Here is a 15,133-nt window from a genome sequence, read left to right as displayed (position 1 = left end):
ACAATGGGTGGATGAATACCCCCCTTCCGATTGTCCGCCTCAAGAATGCGTGGCGCTCCAGCCACCCGTGGATCTTCCAGAAACTGGTCGAGAAGCCGACCGTCCGGCCCAAGCCCGGTTCCATCGTCGACGTGGTCGGCATCGATGGCGAGTTCATTGGCCGCGGGTTCTACAACGGGCACTCGCGCATTGCCGTGCGCATCCTTGAAACCGACCAGAACGTACCGGTGGATGCCGGCTGGTTCTCGCGCAAGATCGCCCAGGCAGTGTCGCTGCGCCGTGAGGTACTCAAGCTCGATGCGGTGTCCGATGCCTGGCGCGTCGTGCACAGTGAAGGCGACGGCCTGTCCGGCCTGGTGGTGGACCGCTACGGCGACCTGGTGGTGGTCGAGTTCTTCGCCGCCGGCATGTTCCGCCACCGCGAATGGATCTACGATGCGCTGCGCGAGCAGTTCCCCGGCTGCCGCTTCCACAGCTTCGCCGACGAGCACGTGCAGAAGCAGGAAAGCTTCGACTTCCACGGCAACACCACCACCGAAGCGTCGGTGATCACCGAGTACGGCGTCAAGTTCCGCGCCGACCCGGCCGGTGCGCACAAGACCGGTTTCTTCGCCGACCAGCGCGAGAACCGTGAGTGGCTGAGCCAGCAGGTGGAAGGCAAGAGCGTGCTCGACCTGTGCTGCAACACCGGCGGTTTTGCCGTGTACGCGGCGGCGCGTGGTGCTTCGGAAGTGATCGGCATCGACATCGACGAGGACGTGATTCAGATCGCCAAGGGCAATTCGCGCCTGAACAACGTGCGTCCGAAGTTCATCCAGTCCGATATCTTCCCGTGGCTGCGCGACGCCGCCAACCGCGGTGAGCAGTACGACGTGGTGATCCTGGACCCGGCGAAGATGACCCGCGACCGCGACCAGGTCATCACCGCACTGAAGAAGTACCTGGACATGAACAAGCTGGCGCTGGGCGTGGTCAAGCCGGGCGGCCTGTTCGCCACCTTCTCCTGCACCGGCCTGGTGGCCGAGGACCAGTTCCTCGACATGCTGCGCCGCGCGGCCTATTTCTCCGGCCGCACGATCCAGATCCTGAAGGTGGCCGGCGCCGGTCCGGACCATCCGTTCATGGCCCACGTGCAGGAATCGCGTTATCTCAAGGCCGTGTTCTGCCGCGTAGTGGATTGACCGCAGGACGCTGTAGAGCCGAGCCCATGCTCGGCTGATCTGCCTGACAGCCTCAAGGTCCGCCGGGCGTGGCCCGGCGCTACCCAACGCGCGGCCACGGCGCTATGGTCGGGCTCTTCCCCATGCCGGTGAGAGCCCATGCCTTCGTTGCGCCATCTGTCCGTCGTGCTCGCCCTGGCGCTGTGCGCGCCGCTGACCGCCCACGCCATCGAGTTCAGCGCGCAGGAACTGGCCCGTGCCAAGGCGCTGCAGCAGCGCCTGGTCACCCTCGACAGCCACCTCGATACACCGGCCAATTTCGGCCGAGCCGGTTTTGACATCGAGCAGCGCCACGACCGCAACGCCCTTTCGCAGGTGGATTATCCACGCATGGTCGAAGGCGCGCTGGATGGCGGCTTCTGGGCGATCTACACCGATCAGGGCGACCGCAGCGCCGCCGCGCATCTGGCCGAGCGTGACCATGGGCTGCAGCGATTGATGCAGATCCGCGAGATGCTGGCGGCCAATCCCGAGCGCTTCGCGCTGGCGCTGACCGCCGATGACGCAGCGCGGATCAAGGCTGCCGGCAAGCGCGTGGTCTACATCAGCATGGAAAACGCCAGCCCGCTGGTGGCCGACCCCAGCCTGCTGTCGTTCTATCACCGCGCCGGCCTGCGCCTGCTCAGCACCGTGCACTTCGCCAACAACGAGTTCGCCGATTCGGCCACCGATCCCAAGGGCGCGGAATGGAAAGGGCTTAGCCCGGCCGGCAAGGAGCTGGTGCGGCAGGCGGTGAAGCTGGGCATCGTGATCGACCAGTCGCACGCCTCGGACGCGGTGTTCGACGACCTGCTGGCAATGATGCCGGTGCCGTTCGTGCTGTCGCACAGCTCGGCCAAGGCGGTCTATGACCATCCGCGCAATCTCGACGATGCGCGGCTGCGCAGGCTGGCCAAGGCCGGTGGCGTGATCCAGGTGAACGCCTATGGCGGCTACCTGATCGATACGGCGAAGACGCCCGAGCGCAAGCAGGCCGAGGAAGCGCTGAGCAAGCAGCTGGGCGGCTGGGAAGGCATGGGCATCGAGCAGGGTGTTGCGCTGCTGAAGGCCGAGCAGGCGCTGGACCACGAGCACCCGGTGCGCCACGCCAGCCTGGACGACTTCTTCGCCCACTTCGAGCACCTCCTCACGGTGGTCGGCCCGGAACATGTGGGCATCGGCCTGGACTGGGATGGTGGTGGCGGACTGAGTGACCTGCCCGATGTCAGCCAGCTGCCGAAGATCACCGCGTGGCTGCTGCGCAAGGGCTATACCGAGAAGCAGATTGCCGGCATCTGGGGCGGCAACCTGATGCGGGTGATGCGCCAGGCGCAGGATTACGCCGCAAAGCAGGGCGGTTGAAGCGCCCTGCGGTAGTGCCGGCCGCTGGCCGGCATTGCCCCTGTCAAGAGGATGCGGGTTGCCGGCCAGCGGCCGGCACTACCGGTGATCGGTTTACTTCGCGATCAGTGCGTGGCGGCGGCTATACAGGAAGTACAACACCAGGCCGACCACGTTCCACAGCAGGAAGTACAGCTGGGTGGTGTGCGGCAGGCTGATGAACAGGTAGATGCAGCCCAGTGCGGCCAGCGGGCCGACCACGAAAGCCACCGGCGTGCGGAAGGTGCGCTCGCGGTTCGGCTCGCGCAGGCGCAGCACCACCAGGCAGATGCCCACCGCAGTGAACGCGGCCAGGGTACCGGCATTGGCCAGCGCCGCGATCTCGTCCAGGCGCGCCACACCAGCCAGCGCCGACACCACCACCGCAGTGAACAGTGTGGTCGCCACCGGCGTGCCGGTGCGTGCGTTGACCTTGGACAGGCCACGCGGCAGCAGGCCATCGCGGCTCATCACAAAGAAGATGCGGCTCTGGCCGTACAGGAAGGCCAGCAGCACCGTCGGCAGGGCGATGATCGCGATCACGCCGATCACCATTGCCGCGGTCGGATGGCCCAGCTGGCGCATGATCAGCGCCAGCGGCTCGGCGCTGTGGCCGAACACCGCGTAGCTCATCGCACCGACGGCCGCCAGCGCCACCAGCACGTAGACGATGGTGCAGCCGATCATCGAACCGATGATGCCGATCGACAGGTCGCGGCCCGGGTTCTTGGTCTCCTCGGCGGCGGTGGAGATCGCATCGAAGCCGTAGAAGGCGAAGAAGATGATGGCTGCCGCCGCCATCACGCCGTGCTCGACGCCATCGGGGCCCATCGACTTGGCAAAGCCGTACGGCATGAACGGCTGCAGGTTGGCGCTATCGAAGGCGGGCAGGGCCACGGCCACGAAGATGGCCAGCGCGATCAGCTTGAACACCACCAGGATGGCGTTGAGCGTGGCGCTTTCCTTGGTGCCGGCCATCAGCATGCCGGCCACCAGCCAGGTGATGATGATCGCCGGCAGGTTGATCATGCCGCCTTCCACGTGCGGGCCGGCGGCCAGCCAGGCCGGCAGGTGCACATTCCAGCCGAACTGGGTATGGACCCATTCGAGGAAGCCGACGAAGTAGCCTGACCAGCCCACCGCCACCGTACTCACCACCAGCGAGTACTCCAGGATCAGGCTCCAGCCCACCACCCAGGCAAACACCTCGCCCAGTGCGCTGTAGCTGTAGGTGTAGGCACTGCCGGCGGCCGGCATCATCGTCGACAGCTCGGCGTAGGACAGCGCCGCGCAGGCGCAGACCGCACCGGCGATGGCGAAGGAGATCAGCACGGCCGGGCCGGCCAGGTTGGCACCCACGCCGATCAGCGTGTAGATGCCGGTACCGACGATGGCGCCGATGCCCAGCGCGATCAGGTGCGGCCAGCTGAGCGTCGGGATCAGACGCCTGCCGGCTTCGTGGACGGTGACGGAATCTAGGGACTTGCGCCGGAACAGGGACATGCAGGCCTCGGAAGGGGTGACTAAGAACGACAAGTTCCTGAGTGTGACCGAACGCAGCGCAGCATTACCACTGACGCGGGTCATACCCGACGCGCCGCGCGCTGCACCGCGATCAGGCTGCCGGAATCGGCATAAAGCAGGCCGGACCCCCGCGCCGGGCGACGTCAGGGCATGGCGGGCCAGTGGCAGCCGTCTTCCTGCCAGGCCTCGACGTCGTCGTGAAAAGAGCTCCTGCGCCCGTCACGGGCACGCTCATAGCGCAGGTCCAGCACCAGCGCGCCCTGGGTACTTAACAGGTAGCGGCCGTTGAGGCGGCCATCGATGCGCTCTTCCCAGACGCTGTCGAACTGGTACGGGCGATCTTCGGCCAGCACCGTGCTTTGCATCGAGATCCGGCGCAGGGGCAGGCGCTTGCGCTGGCCGGCGTAGCGCACGTCGGACTGTCCGTCCTCCAGCCAGCGCCATTCCAGGTGGATGCTGCCGTTGCGACCGCCGGTCAGGCAACGATGGTCCTGTACGGTGGCGCCAGAGGCGGTGCCGGCGAACAGCAGGGCCAGGCCGAGCAGCGGCAGCCGCCCGTTCATCCGTTCAGCCCCAACCGGATGCCAAACCCCACCAGGAACAGGCCGGCCACGCGGCGCAGCGCGTCGCTAATCCGCGGGTGCTGGATCAACCGGCGACGGGCCAGGTTGCCCACACCGATCAGCATCGAGCAGTAGGCGATGCTGACCACCAGGATGATGCCGGCCAGTGCCGCGAAGGTGGCGATGCCCTGGTGTGCCTTGGGATCGATGAACAACGGCAGGAAGGCCATGTAGAACAGGATCGCCTTCGGGTTGAGCAGGCTGACCAGGATCGCCTGCTGGAAGTAGCGGCCCGGCTGCATGCGGATCGGGCCGGCATCACCGCCTTCGTGCTTCGGCGTGCGCAGCAGGCCGATGCCGACCCACACCAGGTAGGCCGCACCCAGGTACTGCACGGCGTGGAACACCAGCGGGTTGGCCTTGAGCAGCGCGGCCACGCCGGCCAGCGCGAGCCACATCAGGATCTGGTCGCCGACCAGCAGGCCGGCCAGTGCGGTGTAACCGCCGCGCACGCCACCACGGCCGGTGGCGGTCAGCAGGGTGAAGGTACCGGGGCCGGGCAGGGCGAGAAACACCAGCACGGCGACCAGAAACGTCCACAGGTCCTGGATGCCCATCCACGGCATGGCGGCGTTCTCTCTTACGGGGGGCCGCCATTGTCGGCCAGCGCCGGGACTGGCGACAGTGGGCCGGCAGGACCCTCGGGCATGCCAGACAGCAGAGGTTGCAGGTGCTGGCGCAGCTGCGCGTGCAGCTGCCGCACCGCCGGCGAGAACTGCTTGCGGTGCGGGCAGACCAGCTGCAACGGTATGTGGCTGCCGATGCCGTCGAGCAGCAGCTGCAGGCGCCCTGCGAGCACATCCTCGCGCAGGTCCAGCCAGGATTTGTAGGTGATGCCTTCGCCGGCCACCGCCCAGCGCCGCACCACATCGGCGTCATCGCAGACCAGCGGGCCGCGCACCGGAATCACGCTACGGCGCCCGTCGACCTCGAACGACCAGCGATCATAGGCGCGGCCACTGAGCTGGTAGACCAGGCAATGATGCTCGCGCAGATCGTCCAGGCGCGTGGGCATGCCGCGCCGCTGCAGATAGTCGGGCGACGCCGCGAGTATGCGCCGATTGCCTTCCAGCAGGGGCAGGGCGACGTAGTTGGCGTCGTCGAAGTGGCCGATGCGGATGGCCACGTCGACCGGGTCGCGGAACACGTCGGCCACTTCGTCGGACAGGCGCAGGTGCAGGCGCAGCCGCGGGTGCGCGGCGCGAAAGGCGCTCAGCCAGGGCAGCAGCAGATTTCGACCGAAGTCCGACGGCGCCGACAGCTGCAGGGTGCCGTGCAGTTCGGCGTCTTCGCCCTGCACGCGCGCCTGGCCCTCGCGCAGGGTGGCCAGTACCTCCTGCGCATACGGCAGGTACAGCGCCCCCTCGCCAGTCAGGCGCAGGCTGCGCGTGGTGCGCACGAACAGTCGCAGGTCCAGCTCGCGTTCCAGCCGCGCCACCGCCGCAGCGACCTGCCCCGGCAGCAGGTCGGCTTCGCGGGCTGCCTGCGAGAAGCTGCCCAGTGCGGCAGTGCGGACGAACAGCTGCAGATCGTCGAAGCGGATCATCTTCATCGCCAGAGTGAAAGTGCTGCCCGATTCTGCGCCTTTCCGAGGGACCGCGCGCGGCGCAACCTGTCGCCTCCTTCCCCACTGGACCGCTGCCATGCGCGCCATTGCCTACACCCAAGCCGGCCTGCCGATCGATGATGCCCAGGCCCTGATCGACATTGAACTGGAACTGCCGCAGCCCGGCCCGCGTGACCTGCGCGTGGCGGTACGCGCGGTGGCGGTGAACCCGGTCGACACCAAGGTCCGCCGCGGCGTGGCCACCGATGGCCCGCGCGTGCTGGGCTGGGATGCGGTCGGCATCGTCGACGCGGTGGGCAGCGAGGTGACCCTGTTCCAGCCCGGCGACGCGGTCTACTACGCCGGCGTCATCGACCGCCCGGGCAGCAATGCGCAGTACCAGCTGGTGGATGAGCGCAGCGTAGGCCGCAAGCCGGCCAGTCTCGACGATGCCGCCGCCGCGGCGCTGCCACTGACTGCAATCACCGCCTGGGAGCTGCTGTTCGACCGCCTGCGCATCCCGGAGGGTGGTGGCGAAGGCCAGACCCTGCTGGTGATCGGTGCTGCCGGTGGTGTCGGTTCGATCCTGGTGCAGCTGGCACGGAAGCTGACCAGGCTGACCGTGATCGGCACCGCCTCGCGCCCGGATACCCAGGACTGGACGTACGCAATGGGGGCACACCACGTGATCGACCACAGCCTGCCGCTGGCCGAGGGACTGGCGCGGCTCGGCATCAGCGAGGTGCAGCATGTCGCCAGCCTGACCCACTCCGACCAGTACTACGCGCAGATCGTGGAACTGCTGGCACCGCAGGGCCAACTGGGGCTGATCGATGACCCGGGCCAGGTGGACGTGATGGCGCTCAAGCGCAAGGCACTGTCACTGCACTGGGAGTCGATGTTCACGCGGCCGCTGTACCGCACCGCCGACATGCAGCGCCAGCACGACCTGTTGAACCGTGTGGCCGAGCTGATCGATACGGGCGTGCTGCAGACCACCCTGGGCGAGCACTTCGGGCGCATCGACGCGGCCAACCTGCGGCGCGCCCACGCGCTGCTGGAAAGCCAGCGCGCCAAGGGCAAGATCGTGCTGGAAGGCTGGTAACACCGGCGGTTCCCGCGCCCCCTTGGGGTCAGATCCCTTTCCCTTGGGGGGAAAGGGATCTGACCCCTGCCTCAGGCCACGCCGTTGTCGACGTGGGTGGTGAAACCGGGCTGCTCGCGCAGCCGTTCGAACCACGCCGAGAGGTGTGGCAGCACGGGCTTGTTGCCGGGCGTGCTGCGCCAGCGCTGGGCCGATAGCCCGAGCACGATGTCGGCCAGGGTGAAGGCGTTGCCCGTCACGTGGCAGTGGCCACCGGCCAATTGTGTATCGAGTACGCCCATCAAGTGGTTCCACTGCGCCAGGCTGGCCTCGGCGCGGGCATCGTCCGGGTAGTCTGGGTGCCGCCGCACGCGCGCCATGAACACGTGCCGCCAGGCGCTGTTGAGGTCGCTGGCCTGCCAGTCCATCCACTGCTCGACCCGGGCGCGATCCTGCGCCGTACCGGGCAGCAGGTCATCACGGCCAGCACGTACGGCCAGGTAGCGGCAGATGCTGTTCGATTCCCACAGCACGAAGCCGCCATCGCGCAGGACCGGCACCTGCCGGTTCGGATTCAACGTGGCCAGCAGGTCCGCCGGTGGTTCTGGCTCGTGTTGGAGTGGCAGGTCGAGGCCGGCGCACAGCCACAGCACCTTGCGCACGTTGATGGAGGTGGGCTTTCCGTACAGAGCGAGCATGGTCCTGACGCAGCAGCTGAGACTCGGCCAGCCTACACTTGCCCCATGCAAACCGAATACCTGCTCATTGCCGGCCTTCTATTGGCCGTGCTCATCCTGCAGCTGGTCGCCCTGCTGCGCCGCCCGCCGCATGAACGCCTGGAACAGGCCGTGCGCGAGGAGGCGCGCGCCGGGCGCAGCGAACTGCGCGAACAGCTCGATGGCTTCGCCCGCGCGCTGACCGATCTGTCCACCCGCACCGATCAGCGCCTGGACCTGCTGCGCGAAGCGCTGGGCGAAGATGCCCGCAAAGCGCGCGCTGAAGTGGCCGACAGCCAGCAGCGCGGCGCAGCATTGATGGGGCAGCGGCTGCAGGAACTGCGCGGCCAGCTGGAGACCTTCGGCCAGCAGCAGGAGGCACGCATCCATGCGTTTGGCCAGCAGCTGCAGGAGCTCACTGCGCGCACCGATACCCAGCTCGGGGCGCTGCGCCAGACCCTGGTGGACGATGCACGCAAGGGCCGCGAGGAGGGCGCGCTGTCGCAGCAGCGCCTGACCGACAGTCTGGGCCTGCGCCTGCAGGAACTGACACAGCGCAACGAGCAGCGCATCGCCGAGATGCGTGCCACGCTGGAGGAACAGCTGCGCGCGCTGCAGAACGACAACGCGCAGAAGCTGGAGCAGATGCGCCACACCGTGGACGAGAAGCTGCAGTCGACGCTGGAAACGCGACTGGGCAATTCCTTCAAGCTCGTCTCCGAGCGCCTGGAACAGGTGCAGCGTGGCCTCGGCGAGATGCAGCAGCTGGCCACCGGCGTGGGCGACCTCAAGCGCGTGCTGACCAACGTCAAGAACCGCGGCAGCTGGGGCGAAGTGCAGCTGGAGAATATCCTCGAGCAGACACTCACCCAGGAGCAGTACGCGCGTGCGGTGAGGGTGCGCCCGGATAGTGGCGAGATGGTCGATATCGCCGTGCGCCTGCCGGGCCGCAGCAGCGACGACACGCCGGTGTGGCTGCCGATCGACTCCAAGTTCCCGCGCGAGGACTACGAGCGCCTGCTGGACGCACAGGAACAGGGCGATGCCGAAGGCGTGCGCCTGCAGGGCATCCAGCTGGAGCGCGCGGTGCGCGTGCAGGCCAAGTCGATCTGCGACAAGTACATCGCACCCCCGCATACCACCGATTTCGCAGTGATGTTCCTGCCCACCGAGGGGCTGTACGCCGAAGTGATCCGCCGCCCGGGACTGGTCGATCTGCTGCAGCGCGAGCACCGCGTGGTCGTGGCCGGGCCGACCACGGTCACCGCGCTGCTCAACAGCCTGCAGATGGGGTTCCGCACGCTGGCCATCGAGCAGCGCTCCAGCGAGGTATGGAGCCTGCTGGGCGCAGTGAAAAGCGAGTTCGGCAAGTTCGCCGGCATCCTGGAGAAGGCCGAGAAGCAGATCACCACCGTCGGGCGCAGCATCGGCGAGGCCAGCCGCAAGACGCGCACCATCGAACGGCGCCTGCGGGGTGTCGAGTCGCTGGCTGCCGAGCAGGCCCAGTCGCTGCTCGGCGACCTGGCCGAGGGAGATGCCACGGCCGAGGAAGAGGCGAGCGACGGCGAGGAGGCCTGACCGGCGCCGACACGCCGCCTGCATCGCCGGTGCGTATGCTGGCGGCCTGCCCGCCCGATCCGGTACCACGATGCGCCTGCCCCTTTGCACCAGCCTTGTCCTGACCGCACTGCTTGCTGCCTGCAGCAGCGCGCCACCGAGCGTGGACACGACCGCGCAGGCCACGGCCACCAGCCCTGAAGCTGCCGAGGCCTATCGCGAAGCGCGCGACGTCGACTGCCAGGCCGCCGGTGGCACCCTGCAGCGGCTCGGCCGGCTGCAGCGCGAGCAATGCGTGATTCCCTATGCCGACGCCGGCAAGGCCTGCAGCCGCAAAAGCGACTGCACGGGCCAGTGCCTGGCCGCAGGCGAGGCAATGGCCGGTGATGTGGCGTCCGGTACCTGCCAGCGTGATGCCAGCCAGAACTTCGGTTGCCGCCAGCGTATCGATGACGGCAAGGCGCAGGGCACGATCTGCGTGGATTGAGGATGCCTGTAGAGCCGAGCCCATGCTCGGCTGCCATGGCATCAGCCGAGCATGGGCTCGGCTCTACAACAGCGCGCGCGGCGCTATGCTGGTGGGCCATTCCCGCCGTAGCCGGAGCCCCGCGTGAGCACCCCGATCCAGGACATTCCCCTCACCACCATCGACGGCCAGCCGTCCTCGCTTGCCGACTACCAGGGCAAGGTGCTGCTGCTGGTCAACGTCGCCTCCAAGTGCGGCCTGACCCCGCAGTACGAAGGCCTGCAGGCGCTGTATGCGGAAAAGCACGCGCAGGGCCTGGAAGTGCTGGGCTTCCCCGCCAACAACTTCCTCGGCCAGGAGCCGGGCAGCGAGGCCGAGATCCAGCAGTTCTGCCAGCTTACCTACGACGTCAGTTTCCCGATGTTCTCCAAGATCAGCGTGGCTGGCGAGGACACCCACCCGCTGTACCAGCGGCTGACCGCCGCCCAGCCGCAGTCGATCGGCGAAGGCCCGCTGCGTGAGCGCCTGGCGAGCAAGGAGATTCCGATCCACGCAGCACCGGCGGTGCTGTGGAACTTCGAGAAGTTCCTGGTTGGCCGCGACGGCAAGGTCATCGCGCGCTTCGCCCCGGACGTGGCTGCCGATGACGCGCGCCTGCGCGAAGCCATCGAGGCCGCGCTGGCGGCCTGAGGAAAGCGTGCCAACCGAGGTTGGCACCTACCGGAAAAGAAAAACCCCGCCGAGGCGGGGTTTTTTCATGCACGGGCTGCAGCGATCAGTTGCTCCAGTTCGGCATCGGCATGGCATCGACCGGGATCGGCGAATTGGCATCATCATGGCCGCGGTCGCGCTTGCTGCGCAGGTCGTTCTCGATCTGGTAGTTGCGGCGCTGCATCCACGCATCGCGCACCAGCGAGTACTCGTCCACGGCGGTGTCGCGCAGATCATCGATCGCCAGCAGCTGTGCGCGGGTGTCGACCAGCTGCAGGCCCTGCAGGCCGATGCGGACCTTGTCTTCCTCGATGCGGCGGATCGGCGACAACGGGATGTCACCGGCCAGGCCGAACACATCGCGCACGGTACGCGGGCCGAAGAACGGCAGTTCCACGTAGCGCGAACGACGCCAGCCCCAGGCTCCCAGGGTCTGGCCGAAATCTTCATTGCGACGCGGCACCATCGCCTTGCTGGCCGGATCGAACAGGCCACCGATGCCCAGCGTGCTGTTCATCAGGAAGCGGCCGAGGCTGTCCCACGCATCGGCACCGCGGCCCTGCAGCAGCTGGTTGGTGATGGTCACCGGCGCACGCAGGTTGCTGAAGAAGTTGCTGACGCCGGTACGCGCGAAACGCGGCACCACGTGGGTATAGGCGGTGGCCAGCGGGCGGGCCACACCGCGGTCGACCGCATTGTTGAACTTGTGGACCTTGCGGTTGAACGGTTCCCACGGATCGTAGGCCGCGGCACTGCCGGTGTTGCCGGTGCCACCATACAGGGCGTCGAAATCATCGTCGCTGGCGGCGGTGGATGCTGCGGTCTTCGGTGGGCTGACCTCTGCGCCCTGCGGCGCAGTTGTCGGCACCGCAGCGGCAGGCGTTGCCGGGTTGGCCACGGGAGCGACCGGAGCAGTACCGACCACCCCGGTATCGGCCGTTGCGGCCGTCGCTTCGGCAGCAGGGCCGGGCGCGACCACGGTGCTGGCGACCGGTGCGTCGCTGCGCGCGGGCTTGCCGGCACAGGCGGTCAGGGCGGTGGCCAGGAGGATCAGGGGGAAAGTGCGTACGACGTTCATGTCAGCTCGCAGCAGAAGTAGCGTTGAAGTCCAGGTCGGGCGACAGCCGGTAGGCTGCGCTCAGCTCGTTGAAGCCGGCCGGCGCGCCGGAAATGGCCAGCGCATGGCCCGCCTTGCGTGCCCGGGCGGCCAGTTCGGCCAGCAGGGCCAGGCCGGCGCTGTCCACGCGCTCGACCTCGCCCAGCTCCAGCCGCGCCAGCTGGGCTGGCAGGGCCTGCAGTTGCGGCCACAGTGCAATCACCGCGGCACGGTCGAGCACCCCGCGCAGGCGCAGGGTGTCGCCTTCCAGCAGCGCCAGTGCGTTACTTGCCATTGCCCGCCGGCCCGGCCTGCAGGCTGCCGCTGTGCAGCTCGCTGGCCACCTGCTTGATGCCCTTCTGGCGCAAGGGCGTATCGAACTGGTTGCGGAAGGTCTGCACGTAGGAAATGCCTTCGATGTTGACGTCGAAGATCTTCCACTGGCCGTTCACGTTGCGCATCCAGTACTCGACCGGGGTCGGTTCGTTGCCGGCGCGCACCAGTTCGGTGCTGACGCGCACGCCACGGTTGCCCGGCAGCGGGCTTTCACCCTTCAGGCGGAAGCTCGGCTTGCCCTGGATGTTGAGCAGGGTCGAACCGTAGCGCTGCATCAGGCTGTCGGCCATCGCATCGGCGAACAGCTTGATGTCGCCGTCGGAGGCGCCGCGGGCGTGCGGGCCCAGCACCAGGCGTGCCGCATAGTCGCGGTCAAAGGTGCGGTTCAGTTCGCTGTCGATGTAGCTGCGCAGGCTGGCCGGGTTGCTGCTGAACTCGCTGCGGCGCTGCTGCAGCGTGGTGAGAATGCGCGTGCTGGCATCGATCACCACCTTGCCGGCCTGGCCCTGCGCTGCGGCAGCGGCGGGGGCGGCCGCCTGGGCCTGGGCAAGGAACGGGGTGGCCATCAGCAGCGCCGAGGCGAGCAGGGCGGGAATCAGTTTCATTTTCATGGTTGCGGTTCCGTTGCAGGCGCCTGCGCGCCATCGTTGGGCTTCTGGGCAGGGCCACCACCGGCGCCGCCACTGAACATGTACTTGCCGACCAGCTGGATCAGGTCCACCGCCGGTTGGGTGAAGACGATCTCGTCACCGGCCTTCAGCACGTCCGGGTCACCGCCCGGCTGCAGACCGATATAGCTCTCGCCGAGCAAACCACTGGTGAAGATGCCCGCCGAGGTGTCCGCCGGCAGGTCCTTGACCTTGCTGTCCATGCGCAGGGTCACGATGGATTCGAACTTCACCGGATCCAGGTCGATGGAGGCGACCTGGCCGACGGTGACGCCGCCGATCTTCACCGGCGCCTGCTTGCGCAGCTGGCCGACCTGGGAGAAGCGCGCCTTCAGCTCGTAGCCCTGGCTGCCCCAGCTCCAGCGCTGGTTGGTCGAGGCCACGGCCAGCACCATCAGCGAGGCCAGGGCCAGCAGCAGGAATGCGCCGACAGAGAATTCGAGTCTGGGACCGCGGATGGCCATGTGGATTACCTGATCGAGTCGTGGTGGCCGCGCGCGCATGCGCACCGCCGGTGGAGGGGTTAGGTGAACAACATTGCCGACAGCACGAAGTTGAACATCAGCACCAGCAGCGAGGCATTGACCACCGCACGGGTGGTCGCCACCGAGGTGCCCTCGATGGTCGGCTCGGCGTGGAAACCAACATAGGCGGCGACCAGCGCTGCGGTGCCGCCGAAGATCGCCGACTTCAGCATCGCCACGCCGAAGTCGTCCCAGAAATCGACGCTGTTGCGCAGTGCCGACCAGAACACGCCATTGTCCAGGCCCAGCACATGCACCGCTTCGAAGTAGCTGGCGCTGATCGCCAGCGAGCAGAAGATGCCGGTCAGCAGCGGCACGGTCAGCACCGCCGCCCAGAAGCGCGGCGCGACGGCCTTGGCCACCGGGTCGATCGCCATCAGCTCCAGTGCCTTGATCTGGTCGGTGGCGCGCATCAGGCCCAGTTCGGCGGCGATCGAGCTGCCGGCGCGGCCGATGAACAACAGCGCGGTCAGCACCGGCGCCAGTTCCCGGTACAGCGACAGGCCGAGCAGGGTCGACAGCGCGTCGGCCGCACCGAAGGTGGTCAGCGTGCGGTAGCCCTGCAGGGTCAGCACCAGGCCGACGAAGGCACCACCGACGGCGATGATCGGCAGCGAGCGTGCGCCGATCTTGTAGATCTCGCGGGTCAGCTCGGCCAGGAAATCACGGGTCGGCAGCGAACCACGCAGCACGGTCAGCGAGAACAGGCCGGCGCGACCCAGCGAGCGGGTGGCTTGGACGAACGGCATCAGGCGACCCTCGCGCGCGGCGCGGCATCGAACGGAATGGGGCCATCGGGCTGGCCGTGCAGGAACTGCCGAAGCAGCGGGTCGTGACTGGACTGCAGCGCCTCGGGCGTGCCCTGGAACACGATGCCGCCATTGGCGATGGCGATCACCTGGTCGCAGATCGGCAGGGTCTCGTGCACGTGGTGGCTGACAATGATGCTGGTCAGGCCCAGGCTGTGGTTGAGGCGCTGGATCAGGCTCATGATCACGCCGGAGGCGATCGGGTCCAACCCGGTCAGCGGCTCGTCGTAGATCATCAGTGGCGGATCCAGTGCCAGCGCGCGGGCCAGCGCGACGCGGCGCGCCATGCCGCCGGACAGTTCGCGCGGCCAGGCATCGGCAGCGGCCAGCAGACCCACGGCATGCAGCTTCATTTCCACCAGGCGGCGCAGCACGGCGGTCGGCAGGCGGGTATGCGTGCGCAGTGGTAGCGCGACGTTTTCGGCGACGGTCAGATCGGTCAGCAGGCCGTTGCCCTGCAGCAGCACACCCACGCTCTTGCGCATCTCCAGCAGCGCGCCGCTGTCATGCGGAATCGGCCTGCCGAACAGGGTGACCTCGCCGGCGACCGGACGCAGTTCGCCGGTCAGTGCCGCCAGCAGGGTCGACTTGCCACTGCCCGACGGGCCCAGCACGGCCGTGATGCTGCCCTTGGGCACCTGCAGCGACACGTCACGCAGGATCGTGCGCCCGCTCCGGTCGATGCGGACGTTGGATAACTGCACCAGACTGGAGGCGGAAGCCGACATGGGCACCATTAACGTTTTTTAGACATCGAAGGATCGGGCCCATCGGCTGAACATAAGCAGACTGGACGGTCCAGTATTGTGGCACGGCATGACCCTTGCCAGGCCGGGACAATCGGCCGGCAGCGCGGAACAATCCGTACCGGCGATGGGCTGGCCATTGAATACT

Annotated in this window: 17 protein-coding genes; 6 read left to right on the top strand and 11 right to left on the bottom strand. The window is 67.6% G+C overall.

Going from position 1 to position 15,133, the window contains the following annotated elements:
• Positions 1 to 11 precede the first annotated feature (11 nt).
• Both ACM0O9_RS10310 and ACM0O9_RS10305 read left to right on the top strand, forming a co-directional pair.
• Positions 12 to 1,181 carry a class I SAM-dependent rRNA methyltransferase gene (locus ACM0O9_RS10310; protein ID WP_065179044.1) on the top strand — a complete coding sequence of 390 codons (1,170 nt, stop codon included), beginning with the start codon at positions 12 to 14 and terminating at the stop codon, positions 1,179 to 1,181.
• Positions 1,182 to 1,319: 138 nt separating this feature from the next.
• A complete protein-coding gene (locus tag ACM0O9_RS10305; protein WP_414604051.1) occupies positions 1,320 to 2,561 on the top strand; it encodes a dipeptidase in 1,242 nt (413 codons plus the stop codon).
• Between the two features lie 93 nt (positions 2,562 to 2,654).
• Here the strand turns inward: ACM0O9_RS10305 and ACM0O9_RS10300 are convergent, their stop codons facing one another.
• From ACM0O9_RS10300 to ACM0O9_RS10285, 4 genes are all read right to left on the bottom strand, one after another.
• Entirely contained in the window at positions 2,655 to 4,082 is a 1,428-nt protein-coding gene (locus ACM0O9_RS10300; RefSeq protein WP_005421234.1) for an amino acid permease, read from the bottom strand.
• A gap of 164 nt (positions 4,083 to 4,246) precedes the next feature.
• A complete protein-coding gene (locus tag ACM0O9_RS10295; protein WP_053496733.1) occupies positions 4,247 to 4,666 on the bottom strand; it encodes a hypothetical protein in 420 nt (139 codons plus the stop codon).
• Positions 4,663 to 5,292: a leucine efflux protein LeuE gene (gene leuE, locus ACM0O9_RS10290; RefSeq protein WP_049417162.1), complete on the bottom strand. Its 630-nt coding sequence runs from the start codon at positions 5,290 to 5,292 to the stop codon at positions 4,663 to 4,665. Before leuE ends, ACM0O9_RS10295 begins: the two co-directional genes overlap by 4 nt.
• 14 nt (positions 5,293 to 5,306) lie before the next feature.
• A complete protein-coding gene (locus ACM0O9_RS10285) occupies positions 5,307 to 6,278 on the bottom strand; it encodes a LysR family transcriptional regulator (protein WP_065186610.1) in 972 nt (323 codons plus the stop codon).
• 91 nt (positions 6,279 to 6,369) lie between these two features.
• Between ACM0O9_RS10285 and ACM0O9_RS10280 the strand changes: the two genes are divergently transcribed.
• On the top strand, positions 6,370 to 7,377 hold the full coding sequence (locus tag ACM0O9_RS10280; RefSeq protein WP_065186609.1) for a zinc-binding alcohol dehydrogenase family protein: 1,008 nt from the start codon (positions 6,370 to 6,372) through the stop codon (positions 7,375 to 7,377).
• A gap of 71 nt (positions 7,378 to 7,448) precedes the next feature.
• Here the strand turns inward: ACM0O9_RS10280 and ACM0O9_RS10275 are convergent, their stop codons facing one another.
• Positions 7,449 to 8,054, bottom strand: coding sequence for a glutathione S-transferase family protein (locus tag ACM0O9_RS10275; RefSeq protein WP_065186608.1), 606 nt, complete (start codon positions 8,052 to 8,054; stop codon positions 7,449 to 7,451).
• Positions 8,055 to 8,099: 45 nt separating this feature from the next.
• Between ACM0O9_RS10275 and ACM0O9_RS10270 the strand changes: the two genes are divergently transcribed.
• The 3 genes from ACM0O9_RS10270 (at position 8,100) to ACM0O9_RS10260 (ending at position 10,785) form a co-directional block, all read left to right on the top strand.
• Positions 8,100 to 9,650: a DNA recombination protein RmuC gene (locus ACM0O9_RS10270; RefSeq protein ID WP_065179038.1), complete on the top strand. Its 1,551-nt coding sequence runs from the start codon at positions 8,100 to 8,102 to the stop codon at positions 9,648 to 9,650.
• Between the two features lie 70 nt (positions 9,651 to 9,720).
• Complete coding sequence (locus ACM0O9_RS10265) at positions 9,721 to 10,116, top strand: hypothetical protein (protein WP_065179037.1); 396 nt, start codon at positions 9,721 to 9,723, stop codon at positions 10,114 to 10,116.
• A 123-nt stretch (positions 10,117 to 10,239) separates the two neighbouring features.
• Positions 10,240 to 10,785: a glutathione peroxidase gene (locus ACM0O9_RS10260; protein WP_065179036.1), complete on the top strand. Its 546-nt coding sequence runs from the start codon at positions 10,240 to 10,242 to the stop codon at positions 10,783 to 10,785.
• Between the two features lie 85 nt (positions 10,786 to 10,870).
• Here ACM0O9_RS10260 and ACM0O9_RS10255 read toward each other — a convergent pair whose 3' ends face one another.
• The 6 genes from ACM0O9_RS10255 to ACM0O9_RS10230 are packed head-to-tail and all read right to left on the bottom strand — an operon-like array spanning position 10,871 to position 14,967.
• Complete coding sequence (locus ACM0O9_RS10255; protein ID WP_235649661.1) at positions 10,871 to 11,884, bottom strand: MlaA family lipoprotein; 1,014 nt, start codon at positions 11,882 to 11,884, stop codon at positions 10,871 to 10,873.
• 1 nt (position 11,885) lies between these two features.
• Positions 11,886 to 12,197 (bottom strand): STAS domain-containing protein, encoded by a 312-nt coding sequence (locus ACM0O9_RS10250; protein WP_005421254.1) that lies wholly within the window; start codon positions 12,195 to 12,197, stop codon positions 11,886 to 11,888.
• Positions 12,187 to 12,849 (bottom strand): MlaC/ttg2D family ABC transporter substrate-binding protein, encoded by a 663-nt coding sequence (locus tag ACM0O9_RS10245; protein ID WP_053496740.1) that lies wholly within the window; start codon positions 12,847 to 12,849, stop codon positions 12,187 to 12,189. The genes ACM0O9_RS10250 and ACM0O9_RS10245 overlap by 11 nt, the downstream gene beginning before the upstream one ends.
• Entirely contained in the window at positions 12,846 to 13,370 is a 525-nt protein-coding gene (gene mlaD, locus ACM0O9_RS10240) for an outer membrane lipid asymmetry maintenance protein MlaD (RefSeq protein ID WP_065186607.1), read from the bottom strand. Before mlaD ends, ACM0O9_RS10245 begins: the two co-directional genes overlap by 4 nt.
• A gap of 59 nt (positions 13,371 to 13,429) precedes the next feature.
• On the bottom strand, positions 13,430 to 14,179 hold the full coding sequence (locus tag ACM0O9_RS10235) for an MlaE family lipid ABC transporter permease subunit (protein ID WP_005414955.1): 750 nt from the start codon (positions 14,177 to 14,179) through the stop codon (positions 13,430 to 13,432).
• Positions 14,179 to 14,967, bottom strand: a complete 789-nt coding sequence (locus ACM0O9_RS10230; protein ID WP_235649660.1) for an ABC transporter ATP-binding protein — start codon at positions 14,965 to 14,967, stop codon at positions 14,179 to 14,181. Before ACM0O9_RS10230 ends, ACM0O9_RS10235 begins: the two co-directional genes overlap by 1 nt.
• Between the last annotated feature and the right edge of the window lie 166 nt (positions 14,968 to 15,133).

It is taken from the genome of Stenotrophomonas sp. FR012, from assembly GCF_047520565.2.
GTDB classification, from domain to species: domain Bacteria; phylum Pseudomonadota; class Gammaproteobacteria; order Xanthomonadales; family Xanthomonadaceae; genus Stenotrophomonas; species Stenotrophomonas sepilia.
This window is presented reverse-complemented; position numbering and strand designations above follow the sequence as displayed.